At 56.3% G+C, this 21,462-nt stretch carries 17 protein-coding genes and 1 pseudogene; 14 read left to right on the top strand and 4 right to left on the bottom strand.

Annotated features, from left to right (window positions below; genetic code table 11):
* The first annotated feature begins 2 nt into the window (after window positions 1-2).
* The 4 genes and pseudogenes from M8Q45_RS21045 to M8Q45_RS21030 all read left to right on the top strand — a co-directional run bounded on the left by M8Q45_RS21045 (window position 3) and on the right by M8Q45_RS21030 (window position 2,462).
* Window positions 3-455, top strand: coding sequence for a hypothetical protein (locus M8Q45_RS21045; protein WP_249876234.1), 453 nt, complete (start codon window positions 3-5; stop codon window positions 453-455).
* Window positions 456-589: 134 nt separating this feature from the next.
* Entirely contained in the window at window positions 590-1,036 is a 447-nt protein-coding gene (locus M8Q45_RS21040; protein WP_249876233.1) for a hypothetical protein, read from the top strand.
* A gap of 260 nt (window positions 1,037-1,296) precedes the next feature.
* A pseudogene (locus M8Q45_RS21035) lies at window positions 1,297-1,785 on the top strand (PoNe immunity protein domain-containing protein); the annotation flags it as partial.
* A 101-nt stretch (window positions 1,786-1,886) separates the two neighbouring features.
* Entirely contained in the window at window positions 1,887-2,462 is a 576-nt protein-coding gene (locus M8Q45_RS21030; RefSeq protein WP_249876232.1) for a hypothetical protein, read from the top strand.
* 190 nt (window positions 2,463-2,652) lie between these two features.
* On the opposite strand, the gene M8Q45_RS21025 is transcribed toward M8Q45_RS21030, so the two are convergent.
* Together M8Q45_RS21025 and M8Q45_RS21020 are read right to left on the bottom strand one after the other, a co-directional pair.
* Window positions 2,653-2,925, bottom strand: coding sequence for a hypothetical protein (locus M8Q45_RS21025; protein WP_249876231.1), 273 nt, complete (start codon window positions 2,923-2,925; stop codon window positions 2,653-2,655).
* A 369-nt stretch (window positions 2,926-3,294) separates the two neighbouring features.
* The gene (locus M8Q45_RS21020) at window positions 3,295-4,857 is read right to left on the bottom strand and encodes a M10 family metallopeptidase C-terminal domain-containing protein (RefSeq protein WP_249876230.1); all 1,563 of its coding nucleotides are present in this window, start codon (window positions 4,855-4,857) and stop codon (window positions 3,295-3,297) included.
* 176 nt (window positions 4,858-5,033) lie between these two features.
* On the opposite strand from M8Q45_RS21020, the gene M8Q45_RS21015 reads away from it, so the two are divergent.
* The 3 genes from M8Q45_RS21015 to M8Q45_RS21005 all read left to right on the top strand — a co-directional run bounded on the left by M8Q45_RS21015 (window position 5,034) and on the right by M8Q45_RS21005 (window position 8,544).
* Window positions 5,034-6,515: a leucine-rich repeat domain-containing protein gene (locus tag M8Q45_RS21015; RefSeq protein WP_249876229.1), complete on the top strand. Its 1,482-nt coding sequence runs from the start codon at window positions 5,034-5,036 to the stop codon at window positions 6,513-6,515.
* Between the two features lie 242 nt (window positions 6,516-6,757).
* The gene (locus tag M8Q45_RS21010) at window positions 6,758-7,591 is read left to right on the top strand and encodes an oxidoreductase (RefSeq protein ID WP_249876228.1); all 834 of its coding nucleotides are present in this window, start codon (window positions 6,758-6,760) and stop codon (window positions 7,589-7,591) included.
* Between the two features lie 23 nt (window positions 7,592-7,614).
* Window positions 7,615-8,544: an AraC family transcriptional regulator gene (locus tag M8Q45_RS21005; protein WP_249876227.1), complete on the top strand. Its 930-nt coding sequence runs from the start codon at window positions 7,615-7,617 to the stop codon at window positions 8,542-8,544.
* 31 nt (window positions 8,545-8,575) lie between these two features.
* Here the strand turns inward: M8Q45_RS21005 and M8Q45_RS21000 are convergent, their stop codons facing one another.
* Window positions 8,576-9,322, bottom strand: a complete 747-nt coding sequence (locus M8Q45_RS21000; protein ID WP_249876226.1) for an NADPH-dependent F420 reductase — start codon at window positions 9,320-9,322, stop codon at window positions 8,576-8,578.
* A gap of 103 nt (window positions 9,323-9,425) precedes the next feature.
* Between M8Q45_RS21000 and M8Q45_RS20995 the strand changes: the two genes are divergently transcribed.
* A complete protein-coding gene (locus M8Q45_RS20995; protein WP_249876225.1) occupies window positions 9,426-9,779 on the top strand; it encodes a winged helix-turn-helix transcriptional regulator in 354 nt (117 codons plus the stop codon).
* A gap of 43 nt (window positions 9,780-9,822) precedes the next feature.
* Here the strand turns inward: M8Q45_RS20995 and M8Q45_RS20990 are convergent, their stop codons facing one another.
* Entirely contained in the window at window positions 9,823-10,701 is an 879-nt protein-coding gene (locus tag M8Q45_RS20990; RefSeq protein WP_249876224.1) for a LysR family transcriptional regulator, read from the bottom strand.
* A gap of 98 nt (window positions 10,702-10,799) precedes the next feature.
* Between M8Q45_RS20990 and M8Q45_RS20985 the strand changes: the two genes are divergently transcribed.
* The 6 genes from M8Q45_RS20985 (at window position 10,800) to M8Q45_RS20960 (ending at window position 21,177) form a co-directional block, all read left to right on the top strand.
* Window positions 10,800-11,963 (top strand): mandelate racemase/muconate lactonizing enzyme family protein, encoded by a 1,164-nt coding sequence (locus tag M8Q45_RS20985; protein ID WP_249876223.1) that lies wholly within the window; start codon window positions 10,800-10,802, stop codon window positions 11,961-11,963.
* A 107-nt stretch (window positions 11,964-12,070) separates the two neighbouring features.
* Window positions 12,071-13,378, top strand: coding sequence for a C4-dicarboxylate transporter DctA (gene dctA, locus M8Q45_RS20980; protein WP_249876222.1), 1,308 nt, complete (start codon window positions 12,071-12,073; stop codon window positions 13,376-13,378).
* Window positions 13,379-14,056: 678 nt separating this feature from the next.
* A complete protein-coding gene (locus M8Q45_RS20975; protein WP_249876221.1) occupies window positions 14,057-16,825 on the top strand; it encodes a class I SAM-dependent DNA methyltransferase in 2,769 nt (922 codons plus the stop codon).
* Complete coding sequence (locus M8Q45_RS20970) at window positions 16,822-17,880, top strand: PDDEXK nuclease domain-containing protein (RefSeq protein WP_249876220.1); 1,059 nt, start codon at window positions 16,822-16,824, stop codon at window positions 17,878-17,880. The genes M8Q45_RS20975 and M8Q45_RS20970 overlap by 4 nt, the downstream gene beginning before the upstream one ends.
* Window positions 17,880-19,994: a DEAD/DEAH box helicase gene (locus M8Q45_RS20965; RefSeq protein WP_249876219.1), complete on the top strand. Its 2,115-nt coding sequence runs from the start codon at window positions 17,880-17,882 to the stop codon at window positions 19,992-19,994. Before M8Q45_RS20970 ends, M8Q45_RS20965 begins: the two co-directional genes overlap by 1 nt.
* Window positions 19,987-21,177, top strand: coding sequence for a GIY-YIG nuclease family protein (locus M8Q45_RS20960; protein ID WP_249876218.1), 1,191 nt, complete (start codon window positions 19,987-19,989; stop codon window positions 21,175-21,177). The genes M8Q45_RS20965 and M8Q45_RS20960 overlap by 8 nt, the downstream gene beginning before the upstream one ends.
* The last annotated feature ends 285 nt before the right edge of the window (window positions 21,178-21,462 follow it).

The raw sequence follows: 21,462 nt of genomic DNA, 5'->3' as shown, positions 1-21,462 counted from the left end.
AAATGACGGAAACACTTTCTTCAATTTTTCAGCGGACACAAGGGGCACCTATTGAAATTGGTGAGCGTCTTGTGTTTCCGATATTTAAAAAGAAGATTAAAGCGGGACAAACTAACTTCTTGGCTAGAAGATTGAAATCATCTAAGCAGCCAGTGTCGGGGCTGCGCGTAAAAGTGCTAAAGGGTGAAATAGAGGTAAATAATCAGCGTCACTCTGAAATAATTTTATGGGCAGACTCTAGTCCGGAATCCGTTTTTTTTTCGGTGGTATCAAAAGTCGCATGTGAGTTGAAGATTTGGAATGTGTGGCGTGTTAATGGTGTTGTGCAGGCGTGGGTTGGGAACGCAGGAATTGTAATTAATGAAGAAGACGGAGTAACAAAGTTGGAATGTAGTGGAGGTACTGATTTAGTCGATTTCTCTACTTTGGTCTTTCATATTGAGTCTATTGATTGAGAGTGGAGCGGGGGCGAGCAGAAAGGGGGCAGAATATTTTGTGACGCACAGGAAGCAGATTTGTTGGTTTTGCTCGGGTTATAAATAAATCTGTCCCCTTTTTTCAAAGCATTTGATTAAATAGGTATGCAAGCATGACTGATAAACAAATATATGAATTAACCATTGATGATCTTGCTTGTTCTGGCGTTTGGTGCTTCCCTATGGATGAGTCTGCGGAAGATGAGCTGACAGTCCGACCTCTCCTTGACAAGGAGACTTGTAGTGACGCTCAAATAATCGTTCGCGCTAGTTTTGTTGGACTGGATGGTTCTAGTTATTTAGGCTATCTGTACTGGGATGGTAGTGGAGGGGTTGAGTATTTAAAACCTGTAATTCTTCTTGAGGATGGCTCGTTTGTTACATTTTGGAATGGGATGGTTGAGCCTTCTTGGGCAGACTACTCTGCAAATGCTCAAGCGCTGAGGAGCAGACTCCCTTTTTTGTATGTTTCAGATTCTGTTCTCGACCTGCCTAAAATGTCAGGAAAGCTTGAAGGGCTATATTATTTAGATGGGGATCACATTTCCTGGATAGGTTGATGGTGCAAAAGGGGGAGCAAAAGGAGGGGCAGGTGTTGAGGAGGCGTTTTTCAGGACGGTGACTCCGCTACGGGCCTTCTGAGTACGCAATTAGCTAAGGATACCAAGTCGTACCTTACAGATATTCAAGATTTGAGAGGTAGGCAGTTCACTCCCCAACAACTCGAAATTTTAGTGGAAAAGGGGACAGATTTATTTAAAAGGCGAGAGTGGATGTCATCGCTCTGACGGTTAAATAAATCTGTCCCCTTTTTTCCGTTCTTGAAATTCCCGACGACCAGTGGCTTCGTTTGGTTGCGTTGATAGGCGAGGGCGGGCAGGACGTTCTGCTTGATCGAGTCATGGCGTCTCGTCAACCAGAGCGGCCGATTGGGGAGAACCTCCTGCATGCCAAGCCCTACGCAAGGCTGCTCAAGGCCATTGACGCGCCGCAGGCGCAGCAAGCAACGTTGTTGCTTGCTTTCGTAAAACATTGGTATCCAGAGTTGAACCGGCGCGGCAAACAGCAACCGTGGTGGTACATCTATGGTGATCCAGTAAAACATCCGCTTGAGATGGGAAGTTATTTTGGTCGTTGGTGTTTCGAGGCGGTCGCCGCCGTGAAAGTCTTTGGGCTTGATGATAGTGGCTGCATCGGACATGAGCACTATCCGGGCGATTTACTCCATCCCAGCGAAGAAGCTGTTCCAACACCTGAGCCAGTCGCCAAGCCTGGATGGTGGGCAAGGTTGTTAGGACGTTCAGGTTAAGCGATGTCCAAATCAGCCATCGATTACTAGAACGGGGTCATCTCCATTCCGCTTTGTCGAAACTACTTCGGTGGTCATTCAAATTTTGCAGGGAAGTAATCATGAAAAAAACCACCTTTTTAGTTCTAGCCATGGCCCTGGCAGGCTGTCACTCAAATGTCAGGGACTCCTCGCCAAGCCTGTTCAAGGATGGCGTGCAGTTGCAACAACCCAAGGTCGTCGCTGACGCGGAACACGCCAAGATCATCATGAAGGCGACAGGATTCACCCACCCGGTGCAATTCTCCGTGCGGCGCAGTTCCGACGCAGACCAACGTGCCGAGGTCTTGGGAACCGTGGTCGATTCCGGTCGTGGCAAGGTATTCGGCTGGATCGCCAAAGTGAACGAGGTTGCCAACAGCGCCACCGTAAAACGCTTCCCCCAGCTGGAGGTGCAGGCTGACCCCGGGCAGGCGATTGAAGTGATCGGTGAATCACGGGTCTACGACTCGAACTATTACCGCTATGCCGGAAAAATTGTTTATGCATGCGGCCCTATGAGTTCCACCTTCAAGCCCGAGAAGCAAAAGATTTACCTGGTGGAGTTCGTGATCATTGGGGCAGGTTGTGAGCAGCATGTTTACGATGTCACTCAACCTCAGGAGCGTATTCCTGTGGCGAGCGTCCAGGGGCTTTGAGTCGACTTAAAAAGCAGAAGGTCCGAAAGCGAAAGGGGGACAGACTTATCTGTATGCTCAGTTCTTAAATGAATCTATCCCTTTCCCTCCGTTCGGTCGTCGGTGCTCGAAGGCATGCTTGTGTTGGCGCTGTTTGAGGACATTTTTTGGCGCAGTTATGGCGCAGTTCTCAGAACTGCGCCATTTGCATTTAATCCGCCGCCTGCGCCCGCAATCGCCTGCCAATCACATCCATCACATCACACCCGTCACGCAACGCGATCGTCAGCATTTTGCATAAGTCGGAAAGCACCAGCGTGTCGGAACTGATCTCTGAACGGAACGCAATATTTTCCAGCAGTTGGGTCACGGTGCGGATGCGGTAGTCAGCGGTTTCGAAGAGGACATCAAGCGGGGCTTCGGTGTCGATCAGCAGCGTGGCGGGGGTGCAGTCGATGCCGGTGATGGGCATGTATCGGTTCATGGGTAGGGCCTCATTCAGTTGAAAGGAGCTACCTCGTTGTCGAGTCGCCAAACCCGAGTCGCCATTGGGGCGACGACGAACTATAGGCCGTCCCGCTCAAGTGCCACAAGACACCGCTTTCCGAGCTTCGTGTAGGAGCGTTGGCGTTCCAGCAGTGGTATTTCCCTACATCGCTTTGCCGCTATCAACAAGGTCGAAACCAGCCGTCCATTAGGCACATTGGCATGGCTAGAGAGGTGACCGTGGTGAGGGAGCTTGCTCCCGTTCGGTTGCGTAGCGACCGCAAAATCGTAAGGCTGCTTCGCCCGAAGCGTCGGACCGGCCCAGTGGGAGCAAGTGAAATAGCCACAGATTTATTGCATGGCCTCATCAAACCACCGTCGGATCCTGATCCGTCATCCCTACCAGACCCAGCTCCACGTACCCTGGCGCGGTCGAATCAAGCAGATCCGCTCCATTGTAAGGCCCGGCTTGCACGGCATTGTTCGGTGCGCTGAATACCAGGTTGCTGTCGTCAAGTTGGGCGACGAAGTCGCCGTCGACCAGGAGTTCGAAGCGTTGGCCCTCGGCATTGGCTTCGAAGCTTTTCAGGTAGGTGCGGGTATGGTCGGCATTGCTCCGGATCGCCAGCGTCCCGTCGTAGCCGTCGCCTATGCCGGTGAAGCCCAGGGTGCTGAGGTCGATGCGGTCCTCGCTGGGGTTGAAGTCGAGTATGCGATCGCTGCTGCTGGTTCCAGCGGTTCGGAAGCTGTCGGCGACGCTGGTGTACTTGAACACATCGTGCCCCGCGCCGCCGGAAAGCAGGTCGCGGCCAAGGTTGCCCTGTAGCACATCGTCCCCTGCCAGGCCGCGCAGGATTTCGTCTGTCTCCAAGCCTTTCAACAGGTCGCTGCCAGAAGAGCCGACCAATCTGGCGCTGCCGTCCGTGCTGCCGAACGTGGTGTCGAGGCTGCCGTCGGCGTTTAGCTGAACGACGGCAAAATCGCTGCCGCCGTTGGCAAAAGCAGTTCCGCCCAGCAGCATCTTGCCGTCGGGCAGCAGCGTGATTTCGGTGGAGGCGGCCCAAACACCGGGCAGGTCGATGCGAGCCAGGCCCTGGTCGCCGAAGCTGACGTCTGGGCTGCCATCGGCGTTGAACCTCATGACGGTGAAGTCATCGAAGGCGGTCGTGGCGGACATCACTATCTTGCCGTCGTCCTGCACAGCCACGCCGCCGCGATAGCTGCCAAAGCTCGTCAACGCGAGGACGCCGTTATCGCCGAAGCCGGTGTCGAGTTCCCCGCTCGCGGTGTACTTGAACAAGCTGTTGTGGAAAGCGGGGGCGCCGTGGACCAGCATGCTGCCATCCGCGAGCGTGGTAATGCCTTGCACGGACTGAAGCGTGCCGGGGGCGGGCAGCGTCATCACACCGTTGATGCCAAATGACATGTCGCGCGTGCCATCGGTGAGCAACTGGGTCACCTTCAGCGACTGGCCGTCCACTGCGGCGACCTGTACGCCGCCATCGGCGTTGGCTTCCACGATCGGCCCGTAGCCGAACCCGCTGGACAAGCTGGCCGCCGCATTGCTGTTGAATACCGTATCGGCTTTGCCATCGGGGCCCCAACGCTGGACGATGGGCGTGTCGTCGTGGCCTTCATGAGCGGCTACGACCGCGCCGTCGGCCTGGACTCGCAGGGTGTAGGTTTTTTCAAGGGGGATTTGTTTATGAATCTCCTCCCGTCCAGCGTTGCCGTACGTAGTATCCAGACTCCCGTCGGGGCGAAGGCGAGCGAGAGAAAAATCCATGCCGTAGTCAGGGTCGAGGGGGTGATCAGTGACCCCCGCGATCAGTATCGAACCGTCGGGCTGTATGACCACGTCCTGGGCGTTCTCGGCTTGCCCGGAAATATCGACGAACATAATGCCAGGGGCGCTGTAGCTGGTGGGCATGATTTCAATCCTTTAAAACTTGGCAAAGCATTGACTCTAGCCTAGGGTCTGCGGTGCGCCAGGGGCCCTGGATAAGCGGTCATAGCGACTTGCACGGTGTCTTCGTAGTTTTTTCTTGCGCCCTGTTTCATCTCTCAAATTGTGTTTCGCGCCCCTGACTTTCGGACTGATAAACCGTGCCAACCCCTACTCGCAACGCGCTGATCGCCCAACTCGCCGCCAAACCCGATGACATCACCGCACGCGCATCGCTCTATCGCGACCTGCTCGATACCGGGGAGGCGTCACTGGAAGGTTTGCGCGTCGCGGCGGGCCTGGGCGATCCGGCGGCTAAAGTGGCGGTGGCTCAACTGAACACCGCGGTCCTTACAAATCGCCCCGGCCCATTGCTGCCGCAACTGCGTGGGCTGCCGGTGGATCAGCTGGAATTGAACAATGCCGAGCCAGAGTGGTGCGACGCCCTGGCCGGGTTGCCCCTGCGCACGTTGGTGCTCAACAGCCCCAGGTTCATCTGCGGTCCGCAGATGTGGCAGCGTTTGCAAGCCACTGCCCTCGAAACCTTGGAAGTCAGTAATTTTTCCCGCGACGATAACGCCCATTGCCTCCCGCCGACCACACGGTTGCGCCGGCTGAAGTTGCAAACCTACGGCGAAGATTTTGATGACCGTTTTCTCCATCAACTGAGCGACAGCCCGTTGCAGGAATTGTCGTTGAACCGTTGCGATGACATCACCGACGATGGCCTTAAAGCACTGTCACGCCTCAAGCTGCGATCCTTGACGTTGCAACGCGTGGGTGAGCTGACGTCCCGTGGCATGGCACATTTGGCCAGCCATCCCCTCGAACAGTTGTCGCTCAGTGACTGCGGCGCGATCCTCGATGATCCCGCCTGGCTTCGCGACCTGACGGGGTTGCGCTCGTTGAGTCTGGATGGCTGTTATGCAGGCGAGAGTGTTATGCAGGCGATTCGGGGGCTGCCGCTGGAAAAGCTTTCGCTCCATTGCGCGTTCATCTGCGAAGACGATCTTGAAGTCCTGGAAGGAATGCCGCTCGTCGACCTGGACCTCAAGGGGCTACGGCAGGTGATCGAGCGGCTCGATGTGCTGCAAGGTTTTCCGTTGAAGCGCTTGGGATTGTCTGATGTGCAAGGCGTCTGCGCAGATACGTTGAGTGATCTGCGCGGCCTGGACTTGGAGTCCCTGGAGTTGTCGTTGAACGACATCACCTGGAAGGAACTGAAGCAACTGGCCGGCCTGCCACTGAAACGGCTCGATCTGAGTTATTGCCGGGGCATCGACGGCAAGCTGTTGCGCAAGCTCGTCGAGTTGGGCTTGCCGTTGGAGCAACTTGAGATAAGCGGCCTGGACCTGCGCGATGCCGACTTGGCTTGTTTGCGGGACCTGCCGCTGCAGCGCCTGGGCTTGCATGACAGCCCCTGGCTGACGGACGCCGGGGTGGCTCATCTGGCGGGCATGCCGTTGCGGGACCTGGCGCTGGGTGCTGATCCAGGTGAATCGCGGCTCACGTCGGCCGTGGTGCCCGTATTCGAGCAATTGCCGCTGCAGAAGCTGTGGTTGCCCAATTGCTTGGGGATCGATGCGAACGGTTGGGATCGCTTGGCCAGGTTGCCCGCCCGTGTGACAGGTCCGGGAATCTGACGCGCTAGGCTCTGTACGAAATGTATCCGCACTCGCCCATACTGCGTTGAAACGGGGCTCGGAATGCTCATGTACTCCAGTACACTGCGCTTCCTCGCCCCGTTTCGCCTTGTCTGGCCTTCGCGCGAACACATTTCGTACAGAGCCTAATAGGAATAGGCAATGCCCCAAGGCAAACCCGCATAGGTGGGGCATTTTTCGACCGTTACCATGGCCTCCTGTCTACCCATTTGGAGTTCACCATGCACGACAGGAAAACCCTCTTCATCACCGGTGTGAGCAGTGGCTTGGGCAACGCCCTGGCGCAAGAGGCACTTTCAGCGGGTCACCGTGTCATCGGCACCGTGCGCAGTGAGGCGGCGTTGCAAGCCTTCGAAGCGCTCTCCGCGGAGCGCGCTCACGGTGTGATTCTGGATGTCACCGAGTTCGACCGAATCGATAGCGCAGTGGCAGCGGCAGAGGCCAGCTACGGCCCGGTCGATGTCTTGGTCAACAACGCCGGCTACGGTCACGAAGGCATCTTTGAAGAATCGCCGCTGGAGGAAATGCGTCGCCAGTTCGACGTCAACGTGTTTGGCGCGGTCGCGGTGACCAAGGCCTTCGTGCCGTATTTTCGCCAGCGCCGTGCCGGCCATATCCTCAACATCACGTCCATGGGCGGCACCATTACGATGCCGGGTATTTCCTATTACTGCGCGAGCAAGTTTGCCCTCGAAGGGCTCTCCGATACGTTGAGCAAAGAGCTGCTACCGTTCAACATCTTCGTGACGGCCGTTGCGCCCGGATCGTTCCGCACCGATTGGGCAGGCCGGTCGATGCAGCGCACGGCGAGGAGCATTGCCGACTACGACGCCAGTTTCGATCCGATACGTAAAGCGCGCGTGGAGAAAAGCGGCAAGCAACTGGGCGATCCTCGCAAAGCGGCGCAGGCGATGTTGCAGATCATTGCCAGCCCGACGCCGCCTGCGCACTTGCTGCTGGGCAGCGATGCACTGAACCTGGTGCGCGACAAACTCAGTCGTGCGGCCAGTGAGATCGATCAATGGGAAGCGCTGAGTCGTTCGACCGACGGTTGAACAGCCAGCAAAAGGGGACGCCGATGACTCAGGCCGCTGCGCGCATAGTGCAGTTGATGGAACAGCTCGCGCCCGTCGAGGGCTACAACCTCAGCGCACTGGACGACATTCGTTTCCTTCGCTCGAACCGGCCGCTGACGCGCACGCCGGTTCTGTACGAGCCCGGTATCGTGATCCTGTGCCAGGGGCGCAAGCGCGGCTATCTGGGTGAGGACGTCTATGTGTACGACGCCCAGCATTACTTGGTGGTGTCCGTTCCGGTTCCGTTCACCATGGAGACCGACGCCAACGCCGAGGAGCCCATGCTCGCGATCTACATGCGCCTCGATTTGCAACTGGCCAGCGAGCTGATGCTGCAAGTGGATGAGACCCTCGGCCCCAGCGATGCCCAACCCAAAGGCATGTACGCCTCGCCCATGGACGAGCGGCTGCGCAGCTCGACGCTGCGTTTCCTCGAAGCCATGAGCCGTCCGGGCGACGCGCAAATCCTCGGACCGTCGCTGGTACGGGAAATCTACTACCGGATCCTCACCGGCGAGCAGGGCGGATCGATGCGCGCCGCCCTCAGTCGCCAGGGGCACTTCGGCAAAATCACCCGGGCGATCCGCAAGATCCACAGTTGCTACCACGAGCATCTGGATGTCGAAACGCTCGCCGAGGAAGCAGGCATGAGCGTGCCCAACTTTCACCTGCACTTTCGCAGCGTGACAGACTCTTCGCCCATGCAGTATTTGAAATCGACGCGCCTGCACCAGGCGCGGTTATTGATGTTGCGCAACACCATGAGCGCCTCGACGGCAGCGTTCAATGTCGGCTACGAAAGCGCCTCGCAATTCAGCCGCGAGTTCAAGCGGATGTTCGGCAGGACGCCGCAGGCCGAGATTGAATGGATGAAGGCGACCTATGCATTGCCTGCGCCTGTTGGTCCGTCTGTTTATGTTTCGTCGCATTAGAACGGGGCGAAATCGCGCCGGTTAGTACGCGTCAATCAGGTGCGTTCAAGGAGCGGTTCATGGCGACAATATCGGCATGGCTTGGGTTGGGGCCGAGCCGCTCGAAGTGTTTAGGAAACTCGTCTCGTTTCGCAGCGGCTTGTCCTTTGGAGGCGGTCAAAAGCGCCTTGCGCAGAGTCTCGGCGTCGTAGTCACAGCAATAGCCTGGCGTACACGGTTGCTGTCTCCAGGACTCTTCCAGGGAACCTCCGTCCACCGGATCGAAGCCCGCTTGGTTGACCAGGGACATCACCGTTTCCTTCGCCTTGGGATCGTCGCCGGCCACTGCCGCTGCCAAGCGACCCGGGGTGCCTTCGGCACTGCCCAACTCTGCCAAGGTATAAGCCAGGATATTGTTGAAAGCCTTGATGACGGGGCGCCCAATCTGCTCCGAAACCCAAACACTTTCCGTCATCCCTTGATCAATTTCGGCAATGTTGGGGTCACGTAGGCCAGGGTAGTAATTACTCGTGTCCACCACCGGGACGCTGCCCGGTACAGCGGCAAACAGATCAGCAGGCAGTGCGCTCAACGCCGGTAGCGGTATGGATAGCACGATCACATCCGCGCCCTCGACTGCGCCGCGAATGTCCACCGGTTCGGCTCCAATCTCTTCGGCGAATGCGCGAACGCCGTTGATGCCTCGAGAGTTCGCAACACGTATGTCATGGCCCGCTGTCTTGAATTTTCGAGCGAGGGTGCCTCCGATGTTACCGGTTCCGATGATGCCGATTTTCATGGCTTAAGCCTCCTGAGTCATTTGTCTTGCACCGATTCTAGGAGGCTGGTGTGATAATGGTAAGTACCTACCAAAAGGTGTGTAACTCACCATCGAGGAAGAAATGGAACGGGAATGGGATTGCGGCGATCCGCAAAATCGTCGGAAATGGGCCGAGGCAACAACCGAAACGCTTCGCGTACTGGAAGGGAAGTGGAAGATCATTATCTTGTGCCAGCTTTTCGCGGCGAAGGGCGCGCTGCGTTTCTCGGATCTGGAGAAGTTGATTGAAGGGATCAACCAGAAGATGCTGATCCAACAGCTAAAACAGTTGGAAAAGGACGGCATTGTGCAGCGGACGGTGTATCCGCAAGTGCCACCGAAGGTGGAATACAGGCTCACGCCCATGGGACATGCACTGGGGCCGTCGATCCAGGCGTTGATCGAATGGGCAGAGATGAGGCGCGATCACACCTGACATGGCTGTCGAGGCGCAATGGCCCGACGCGGGCGAAGCAACTTCAGCAATCCTTTAGCTTCGCCCAAAACTCCTCCGCCGATGGGCTAATGGCGCCCGTTGGGCGAGTGAGGTGAATGTCCAGCGGGATATCCCAGCTTTCATCGAGGGCTCGTACAAGACGTCCGTCGGCAACCTCCTGCTCGGTCAGGCTGCTTGGCAGCCAGGCCACACCTTTGTTTTCCAGCGTCATGGACATGAGCACCGCTGCAAGGTGACTGCTGAACAGCGGCTTGAGGTGCAGGAACTCTTCCTTGCCCTGGAGTCGATGAGCGACGATGCGCCCCAGCCCGGACTCCTGGGTATACGCCAGGTACGGCAGCGATGCGGGCGCGTTGCCAAAGTTCGCGGAAGCGCTCGCCAGCGGGACGAGTACATCCTCTCCGACCTTCTTGCCCATGAACTGATCCGGGGCCAACAGCGGCGGGACATCCGGATGGCGATGGCAAAGCAGGAACTGCACCTGGCCCTGGATCAGCATCTGCTCACAGGCCGCCATGCTATCGGAATGCAGTCGCACCGCCTCGATGGGGGCGCCGTTTTCCGTGCTTCTCAGCCACTTCGGAAAAAACGTGAACGACAGCGAATGGGTGGCCGCGAATTGCAGCGTCTTGATCGCCATGCCCGCCACTTCCTGGGCGTCGCTGCGCATGCGATACAAGCGCCTGGCTGTCTCCTGGGCACTGGGCAAAATCTGCTTCCCAGCCTCGGTCAGCGTGGCACCTTGTGGCGTGCGAACGAACAGTTCCACACCCATCCAGTTTTCCATTGCGCGGACTCTGCGGCTGAACGCCGGTTGAGTCACGTGGCGCGCTTCAGCGGCACGGACAAAGCTGCCGTACTCTGCCAACGCTGAAAAATCTTCTAGCCAAACGAGTTCCAAGGGCAATGCCTCCTGTGCATGGGGCGCGGCATTATTAGCATTGGGCGGGTGTCCTCGCAAAGCATAACTTGGGGCCACCACAACAAGAGGACCCCGCCATGCGTATCGTCGACATCCGTGAAAAAACCGTTTCCATTGCCTCGCCAATTGCCAACGCCTACATCGACTTTTCCAAAATGACCTGCTCGGTCGTCGCTGTCGTCACGGATGTGATTCGCGATGGTAAACCGGTCATCGGCTACGGTTTCAACTCCAACGGTCGTTATGGTCAAGGCGCTTTGATGCGTGACCGCTTCCTGGCGCGCATCACCGAAGCCGACCCTGAGTCGCTGATCGATAAAGAAAACAATAACCTTGATCCGTTCGCCATCTGGAAAACCCTGATGACCAACGAAAAACCCGGTGGCCATGGCGAACGCTCGGTTGCGGTGGGCACCATCGACATGGCCGTCTGGGACGCCGTCGCCAAGATCGAAAGCAAGCCGTTGTATCGCCTGTTGGCTGACCGTTACCGCAGCGGCGTGGCCGACGACAAGGTCTGGGTCTACGCCGCCGGTGGTTACTACTACCCAGGCAAGGACGACGCCAAGCTTCAGGATGAAATGCGCAGCTACCTGGATCGCGGCTACGACGTGGTCAAGATGAAGATCGGCGCGGCGCCTCTGGCTGATGATATTCGGCGAATCGAATCCGTCATCAAGGTGGTCGGTGACGGGCGTCGCCTGGCTGTGGACGCCAACGGCCGCTTTGACCAAGACACGGCCATTGCTTATGCCGAGGCTTTGAAACCCTACAACCTGTTCTGGTACGAAGAAGCAGGCGATCCTCTCGACTACGCCTTGCAGGCGGAGTTGGCCAAGCACTATGACCTGCCGATGGCCACCGGCGAAAACCTGTTTTCCCATCAAGACGCCCGCAACTTGCTCCGTCATGGCGGCATGCGTCCCGATCGTGACTACGTCCAGTTCGACTGCGCGCTGTCCTACGGCCTGGTCGAGTACATGCGCACCCTGAAGGTGATGGAGGAGATGGGCTGGTCTTCGCGTCGCGTCGTTCCGCACGGCGGCCATCAGATGTCCTTGAATATCGCCGCGGGCCTGCATCTGGGCGGTAACGAATCCTATCCGGATGTGTTCCAGCCGTTCGGCGGGTTTGCCGACGGGATTCGCGTGGAAAACGGCTACGTGGGGCTGCCGGATATTCCGGGCGTCGGCTTCGAAGCCAAGTCCGCCTTGTACGCCGTCATGCGTGAATTGGGCTAGGGCTGACAGTCCCGAACGCGGCCTCTTCGCCTGAGGCCGCCGCTATCAGGCGTCACCCGTTGGCGCCACACCACACGCCCATCACAACAATAAAATGAGGTGCTTCCGTGGAAATCTCCAAGTCCCGCTGGTACAGCCAGCTCTACGTCCAAGTGTTGATCGGCATCGCGGTCGGTGCCGCAATCGGTCACTTCGAACCGCAGTTCGGCGCCAAGCTCCAACCGTTCGCAGATGGTTTTATCAAACTGATCAAAATGCTGTTGGCCCCCATTATTTTTGGCACCGTGGTGGTCGGTATCGCCAAGATGGGCAGCATCAAGGAGGTCGGCCGGATTGGCGTCAAGGCGCTGGTCTATTTCGAGATTCTTTCGACCATCGCCCTGGTCATCGGCCTTGTCGTGGTCAACGTTGTAAAGCCAGGCGTTGGAATGAACATCAATGTCGATACGCTCGATGGCAGTGCTATCGCCAAGTACAGCCAAGCCGCCACGGAGCAGGGTGGCACCATTGATTTCTTCATGAACATCATCCCGCAAACCTTCATCGGGGCGTTCTCCAATGGCGTCATGCTGCAAGTCATCCTGCTTTCGGTCTTGATGGGCGTGGCCCTGGTTCAAATGGGTGAGACCAGCAAACCGCTGATCAATACCATCGATCTGTTTCTGCAAGGACTGTTCAAAGTTGTTGCCATGGTCATGCGGCTGGCTCCGATTGGCGCTGGCGCGGGGATGGCGTTCACGATCGGCAAATATGGCATCGGTACGCTGCTGTCCCTCGGCCAATTGTTGATTGCACTCTACGTCACCACCCTGGTCTTCATCGTGATCGTGCTGGGCACGGTGGCTCGATGGTCGGGCATGCCCCTGTTGCAGTTTCTCCGTTACTTCAAGGACGAGATACTGATTACGCTCGGGACGTGCTCGACGGAGGCTGTGCTGCCGCGAATGATGGTCAAGCTTGAAAAGCTGGGCTGCAAGAAGTCGGTGGTGGGGATGGTGCTGCCGACGGGCTACACCTTCAATGCGGATGGCACCTGCATCTATCTGACCATGGCCGCGATCTTCATTGCCCAGGCAACCAACACGCCGCTGACGTTTATGGACCAGATGATCCTGTTGGGCGTTTTCCTGCTGACCTCGAAAGGTTCGGCTGGCGTGGCGGGGGCCGGATTCATCACCCTTGCGGCAACGCTCACCACCATCCACTCCATTCCGTTGGTAGGCCTTGTCCTGCTCCTGGGCATCGACCGGTTCCTCAACGAAGCGCGAGCCGTGACGAATTTGATCGGGAACGGTATCGGAACGATCGCCATTGCCAAGTGGGACAATTCTTTCGATGTGGAAGCTTGTGAGCGTGAAATCGCGGCCATGAAAAATGAAAAGGCGGCGCGTAGGGTGTTGGCTGCGCAGAAGTGATTGGTATTGCCTGCTTGATGGTGCTGGGAGCTTGGTTTGACTGGATTCCAGGCACAAAAAAAGACGTCCGAGGACGTCTTTTTTTGTTGGATTGGTGGGCCGGGGTAATTTGAATTGATTTGGCAAGTTATTGGTTTATAAGATTAATATCTTTTTTTGTTTTTCGCTGGAATACCAATTGGAATACTGGGATCTACTTTACGACCTATTTGCTGATCAGCACGATTCGTAATCACGATTGGCAGTGAACTGCTCCGGGCGGGCGACCGCCACTGGTAAAAACCGGGCAAAAGCGGAAATTTATACCAGGTCACTTTTGTTTCAACGCAGCTGTTCAGATCAGCGATCTAAGAGATTAGGTTTGAACGCCACACCAGAAACGACCACATCGACATTTTATGGCCTAGCCAGGAGGCTGTAGAAAACACGGGGAGGCCTAAGACTTTTTCGCATGGCAGAACCGCCTTCCTTTATCATCTCCACATCGTGCTCCCCGTTACTGGCATAGGGCGCTCGGCTGGCGTATACAGCAACATCCGGAAACACAAGCGGCTTGATCGACGGTGCTGAAAGCTAGCTGACAGAACGGCATGTGCTGGTCGGAATCTAACCATCAGAAATTTTTTTGCGGCTAAAATCGCCGTCTTCGCGCATCAGCGATCTGGACAGTGGTAAATCATGAATGCAGTAGAAATTGAGTCCGCTATTTCGGACCTAGCCCTTGAGCCCTTTGACGCGGCGGAGTTTCCATTTGTCTTCCTAGCCGCTTTTGGCAATAAGGAAACAACCCTCAAACGCTTGCGTGCCGGTAACAATAACGCTTCTGACGTGCCTGGCGGCGTGCTACTGCGCAGCAACATTCATATTGCCTCATGTGAGTCTGGTAGCGTGGGCGAAACGCTCGAGGCATTGCGCGCCAGTCCGGCCACCACAAAAGCCAAAGCCAAGTTTATCCTCGCCACTGACGGGCAGACCTTGGAAGCCGAAGAGCTGATCTCGGGTGAGACGATCACCTGCGACTATCCAGACCTCCCCAATCACTTCGGTTTCCTGCTGCCGCTGGCCGGCATCTCCACGATTAAGGAGATCAAGGACAACCCCATCGACGTGCGCGCCACCAGTCGCCTGAACAAGCTGTACATCGAGCTGCTGAATCAGAACCCGGACTGGGCCAAAGCCGAACGCCGTGCTGACATGAACCACTTTATGGCGCGCTTGGTGTTCTGTTTTTTTGCTGAAGATACTGACATTTTTAATGGCGATGGCCTGTTCACCAAAACGGTTGAGCAGTACAGCGAGCGCGACGGCTCTAACACCCATCAGGTGCTGTCGGAAATTTTCCGCGCTATGAACATCAAGCTGGCTGAGCGCGCCACTGTCCAGCCGCGCCTGCCCAGTTGGGCCAATAGTTTTCCCTATGTGAATGGCGGTTTGTTCTCAGGCAGTACCGAAGTACCTCGCTTCACGCAGATGGCGCGCACTTACCTACTGCACGCAGGCAAGCTGAACTGGCGAAAAATCAACCCAGATATCTTCGGCAGCATGATCCAGGCAGTGGCAGACGATGAGGAGCGTGGCGCACTTGGCATGCACTACACCAGTGTGCCCAACATTCTCAAGGTGTTGAACCCGCTCTTTTTGAATGATCTGCGTGCACAACTGGACGCAGCCGGAGATAACAAAGCCAAGTTACTCAACCTACGCAAGCGTATGGCACACATCCGGGTGTTCGACCCGGCCTGCGGCTCCGGTAATTTTCTGGTCATCGCCTACAAGCAAATGCGCGAAATCGAGGCAGAAATAAATCGCCGGCGAGGCGAGGCTAATAACAAGTCTCAGATCCCGCTGACCAATTTCCGCGGCATCGAGCTGCGCGACTTTCCGGCAGAAATTGCCCGTTTGGCGCTGATCATTGCCGAGTTTCAGTGCGATGTACTGTATCGCGGCCAGCAGGATGCTCTGGCCGAGTTTTTGCCGCTAAACGCGCAGAACTGGATTGTGTGCGGTAACTCGCTACGTCTGGACTGGTTGAGTATCTGCCGACCTACTGGCACAGGCGTCAAGATAATTGCCGACGACTTATTTGGTACACCGCTCAATCAGACGGAAATCGATTTCGAGAACGAGGGTGGCGAGACGTATATCTGTGGCAACCCGCCATACGTTGGAGATAAAAAACAGTCTCCGAGCCAGAAAGCTGACATGGAAGCCCTTTTTGGGGGTGTCAGTTCACGTTGGCGATCATTCGATTATATCTGCGGATTTATATTTAAAGCAGCCAACTATTTGAAGGCCACCCAAAGTTCGGCCGCAGGCCTTGTATCGACGAATTCTGTATGCCAGGGGATGCAAGTAGCCGAGTTCTGGCCGCTGGTTTTGGATGAAATACGATTAAATTTTGCAGTACTTTCCTTCAAATGGGCGAATCTCGCCGCGAATAATGCAGGGGTCACCTGCGTTATTGTTGGTTTGGATTGCATAGGATCCCGCGCGCCAGCCAAGCTCATAAACGGAGAGGTTGCACGAGAGGTAGAAAGTATTTCCCCTTACCTTACCTCGGGCCCGGTAATTTACGTAGCGGGGCGCCAAAAGCCGCTTTCGTTAGTATCTGAAATGCTGCTTGGTAACTTTGCCAAGGATGGGGGGCATTTGCTTCTATCCAGCAGCGAGGTTGCAGAAATTGGCTCTGCGGCCCGACAATTCGTCAGACCGATGTTCGGCGCCCGTGAGTTCATTCAAGGGGTTCAGCGTTATTGTCTATGGATCGAGGACCAGGATGTTGCTGTCGCAGCCGAGATCCCAAGCGTTAAGGAACGAATGCTCAAGGTTGCTGCAGAGCGGGCGAAAAGTCCAAAACTAGAGACGACACAGTGGGCAGCTCTTCCTCATCGCTTTGTTGAAATTCGATCGCCTAATTACACGTGCGCAGTCATCGTCCCGCGCGTAAGCTCAGAGAGTCGCGCATACCTTCCAGTGGGTCTATTGCCTGAGCAATCCATAATTACCGAGGCCTTTGGTTTTTACGACGCTCCGCTCTGGAACATGGCACTCATCGCCTCCCGCCTGCACTTGGTCTGGATTAGCACCGTCTGCGGAAAAATGAAAACAGACTTCCGCTACTCCAACACGCTTGGCTGGAACACATTTCCCGTGCCGCTGCTGACTGAGCAAAACAAGGCCGACCTGACCCGCGGCGCTGAAGACATTCTGCTGGCCCGCGAAGCTCATTTCCCCGCCACCATTGCCGACCTATACGATCCAGAGTCCATGCCAGACAACTTGCGCCGCGCCCACGAACGCAACGATGAAGTGCTGGAACGTATCTATATCGGTCGCCGTTTCAAAAACGACACCGAACGGCTGGAAAAGCTGTTTGACCTCTACACCAAGATGACAGCTGATACAGCGAAGGCCACGCCGAAAAAAACACTAGGAAGGATGGCATGAGCGATACCTCTGCTAGCCTGACAACCCCACCCGAGGGCTACGGCGAGTGGCTGGCTGACCTCAAAAGCCGCATCCACAACACCCAGCAACGTGCCACGCTGGCTGTAAACCGCGAACTGGTGCACTTGTACTGGCAGATCGGCAACGATATTTTGACCCGGCAGGCACAGCAGGGCTGGGGCGCCAGGGTGATCGAGAGACTGGCGCACGACTTGCGTACTGCCTTTCCTGAAATGAAGGGATTTTCTCGTGCCAACCTAATGTATATGCGAGCCTTTGCCGAGGCCTGGCCGGATGCTGCAATTGTCCAACAGGCTGTTGGACAATTGCCCTGGGGGCATAATCTGGTGTTGCTGACCAAGCTGAAAGATTCACAGCAGCGTCTGGCCTATGCCCGGAGCGCGGTTACTCATGGCTGGTCGCGTAATGTGCTGAACATACATATCGAAACCCGCCTGCTGGAGCGCAGTGGTGCGGCGGTCACTAACTTCGATGTCAGCTTGCCTAAGGCGCAGTCCGACTTGGCCCGTGAGTCGCTGAAAGATCCTTATCGCTTTGACTTTCTAGGTCTGCGCGATGAAGCGCAAGAGCGCGAGATCGAACATGCCCTGGTCAAGCACGTCACCGAGTTTCTGTTGGAGCTGGGCGCGGGCTTTGCGTTTGTGGGGCGGCAGGTACTTCTGGATGTGGGTGGTGACGAGTTCTTCATCGACTTGCTGTTCTACCACCTCAAGTTGCGCTGCTATGTGGTGATCGAGCTCAAGGCCGGCAAGTTCAAGCCCGAGCATCTTGGGCAGCTGGGGTTTTATATGACTGCCGTGGATCGCCAGGTCAAAGGCGAACACGACACGGCCACCATTGGCCTTTTGCTCTGCAAGAGCAAAAACAAGATCGTGGCCGAATATGCATTAGGCGATAAGACCCAGCCCATGGGCATTGCTGAATACAAATTGCTTGAATCTCTGCCTACCGAATTTCAAACCAGCCTGCCCAGCATTGAACAGATTGAACGTGAACTGGCGGGCGACGGCACCCTCATTGAGGATGAATCATAGTGACTAACACTACCAACCCGACCAACAGCTACACGGTGCCGTCGGTATCCATTGCTACAGCGCACACCGGTGCATCCAGCAAGGCCAATGAGTTGGGCATGCGTACCATGCAGGAGCGCGCCTACACCAAGCGCGGCGAACAGTACCTGCTGATCAAATCGCCCCCCGCATCGGGCAAGTCCCGCGCACTGATGTTTATCGCGCTGGATAAGCTGCATAACCAGGGTATGAAGCAGGCCATCGTCGTTGTGCCCGAGCGCTCTATTGGTGGCAGTTTCGCTGATGAGCCTTTGAGCCAGCACGGTTTCTACTGGGACTGGCAGGTAGCCCCACAGTGGAACCTATGCAATGCCCCAGGCATCGACGAACCGCGTGTGGCTAAGTCTAAAGTGGACGCCGTGTGCGCCTTCCTGGACAGCAGCGACAAGACGCTGGTCTGCACCCATGCCACCTTCCGGTTTGCCGTGGAAGAACTGGGCATCGAAGCCTTCGACAACCGCCTGATAGCCATCGATGAGTTCCACCACGTTTCCGCCAACCCGGATAACAAGCTAGGCAGCCAGCTGAGCGCGTTCATAAGCCGCGACAAAGTGCACTTGGTTGCCATGACCGGCTCCTATTTTCGAGGCGACAGCGAGGCGGTGCTGGCCCCGGAGGAAGAAAATAAGTTTGAGACCGTGACGTATACCTACTACGAACAGCTCAACGGCTACCGCTGGCTCAAGTCGCTGGATATTGGATACTTCTTCTACACCGGTAGGTATGTGAATGCTGTCGCCAAGGTGCTGGACCCGACGCTGAAAACCATCGTCCACATTCCCAACGTAAATGCCCGCGAGAGCCTCAAAGACAAGGAGCGCGAAGTCAACGAGATCATGAGTTCGCTGGGCGATTGGCAGGGTGTTGACCCTGGCACCGGTTTCCACCTTATCAAAGCCAAAGATGGTCGCACATTGAAAGTGGCCGATCTGGTGGATGACAGCGACGCTTCCAGGCGCTCCAAAGTACTCAATGCACTGAAAGACCCTGCGCAGAAGAACAACCGCGACAATGTGGATGTGATCATCGCACTGGGCATGGCGAAGGAAGGTTTCGACTGGATCTGGTGCGAGCATGCGCTGACCATCGGCTACCGTTCGAGCCTGACCGAAATTGTGCAAATCATCGGCCGCGCCACGCGTGACGCCGAGGGTAAGGAGCGCTCGCGCTTCACCAACCTGATCGCGGAACCTATGGCCGACCAGGCGGCTGTCGCTGAAGCGGTGAACGATATGCTCAAGGCCATTTCCGCCAGCCTGCTGATGGAACAGGTGCTCGCGCCACGCTATGAGTTCAGCCCGAAAGATAACGGGCCGAAAGACGGTTTCATTTACAACGGTGGCGAGGGTTATCAATCAGGTGGGACCAATCTGGGCGTGAACGATGCCACAGGTCAGTACCATGTCGAAATCAACGGCCTGACCACGCCGCAAAGCACAGAAGCCACGAGGATCTGTAAAGAAGACTTGAACGAAGTGGTAACCAGCTTCCTGCAGGACAAAACCGTGCTGGAGCGCGGTCTATTCGACAAGGAAAACACCCTACCTGAAGAGCTGACCCAACTGCGCATGGGCAAGATCGTGCGCGAGCGTTACCCCGACTTGAGCGACGCAGACCAGGAAGCAGTCCGTCAGCATGCCATCGCTGCTATGAACATTACCCAGCAGGCCAAATTGATGTTGGCTCAGACCGATGCCAGCCAGAGTGGCGCCTCACAGGGCAGTACGTCTCTGCTGGAAGGCGTGCGCAAATTCGTTAACGTCCGCGAGCTAGACATTGATCTGATCGACCGCATCAACCCCTTTGATGCCGCGTATGCGGTCCTTGCAAAGGCGATGGATGAAAAATCCCTGCGCCAGGTACAGGCTAGCATTGCAGCCAAGAAGGTGAGTATTCCCGAAAGCGAAGCACGAGACCTGGCAATGCGCGCCCTGCAGTTCAAAAACGAGCGCGGCCGGCTGCCAGACATCAACTCCGCAGATGCATGGGAGAAACGAATGGCTGAAGGCGTGGTTGCGTTCGCACGTTATCGCGCCCAAGCCAAAGCGACGCAGGGGGAATCCGCCAATGGCTAAAATGAATGATGACGATCTGCTAAATGCGCTAGGGGTAGAAATCCCCTCGCTTAAGACAGTCACTCGAACCCCTCGCGAAGAGCGCATCATCGCTGGCTTCGAGGACATTCAGCGCTTCCATCAGACCCATGGCCGCGCCCCCCTGCACGGCGAAGACCGCGACATCTTCGAGCGGTTGTACGCCGTGCGCCTGGATCAGTTGAGAAAGTTACCCGAGGCACAAACCCTACTGGCAGGCTTGGATAGCCACGGCTTACTGTCAGGTGTCGCGGTAGCCACGGTAAATGTGGATGACCTAGATGGGGACGCCTTGCTCGCCGAACTGGGCATCGGCAGTGAGTCGGTCCACCAAGACGACATCACCGTGCTGCGGCATGTGCGTTCCAGTGCGGCAATAAAGGCGGCAGAAGAAATTGCCGCCCGGAACCCATGTAAAGACTTCGAGAGATTTAAGCCGCTGTTTGAAGAGGTGGAAGCAGGCCTCACGCAAAAACTATGGGTAACCAAGCCCTTTGGCAAGAACGCCAGCATCGAGGTCGGGGACTTCTTCATTCTGAGCGGACTCATTGCCTATGTCGCCGAGGTGGGAGACACATACAAGACGCCGAATGCGGAAACGAATGGGCGTTTGCGAGTCATCTACTCCAATGAGACAGAAAGCGATCTGCTATTACGATCTTTGCAGCGGGCGCTCTACAAAGACAGTGACGGGCGTGCAGGGGCTCGGATCATCAAGGTAGACTCCGGCCCACTGTTCAGCGACATAACCGAGCCGGACGACATCGAGGCTGGCACTATCTACGTGCTACGCAGCCAGTCTAGTCACCCATTTGTAGCTAAGCATCGCGAGTTGATTCATAAGATCGGCGTGACCGGTGGAAAAGTAGAAGCCCGCATCGCCGCGGCGGATAAAGATGCCACTTATCTACTGGCAGATGTGGAGGTGATCGCTACTTACAAACTGCACAACCTGAACCGGACCAGGCTGGAAAACATTTTCCACCGCCTGTTCGGTGCCGTGCAGTTGGACCTAACCATCGAAGACCGCTTCGGCCATCCGGTCAAACCTAGGGAATGGTTCCTGGTGCCGCTGCATGTGATCGACGAAGCGGTTGAGCGCATTCGTGATGGATCGATTACCAATTTTACGTACGACCCGCAAACAGCTCGTCTGGTCAGTTAAAGCTCAACAGTCAGCTTCGGGAACAAACCTGTCTGTTCCCGGACTGGGAAACAGGGCGTTTAACTACGTTTCCTTTGGGTTGAGAGTCGCCGCCAGTGAGTGATAGTCCCGTATTCGTCCGGGCATTCCCGCCTTGTTTCAGTACCAACAGAGGTGGTGATATCAAATGCTGCGGCTGACGGTCAAGACGCGAATGCGTACAACGCGCTGGCTATTCGGGATGGTATGCGGTAGTTCCGCACGTACGGACCTATACGGGGGGCAGGCAACTGCCATCCCTACTGC

The sequence above is a fragment of the Pseudomonas sp. T1.Ur genome, assembly GCF_023516725.1.
Taxonomy (GTDB): Bacteria; Pseudomonadota; Gammaproteobacteria; order Pseudomonadales; family Pseudomonadaceae; genus Aquipseudomonas; species Aquipseudomonas alvandae.
Note: the sequence above shows the minus strand (reverse complement) of the source record. Positions and strands in the feature narration are given on the sequence as shown.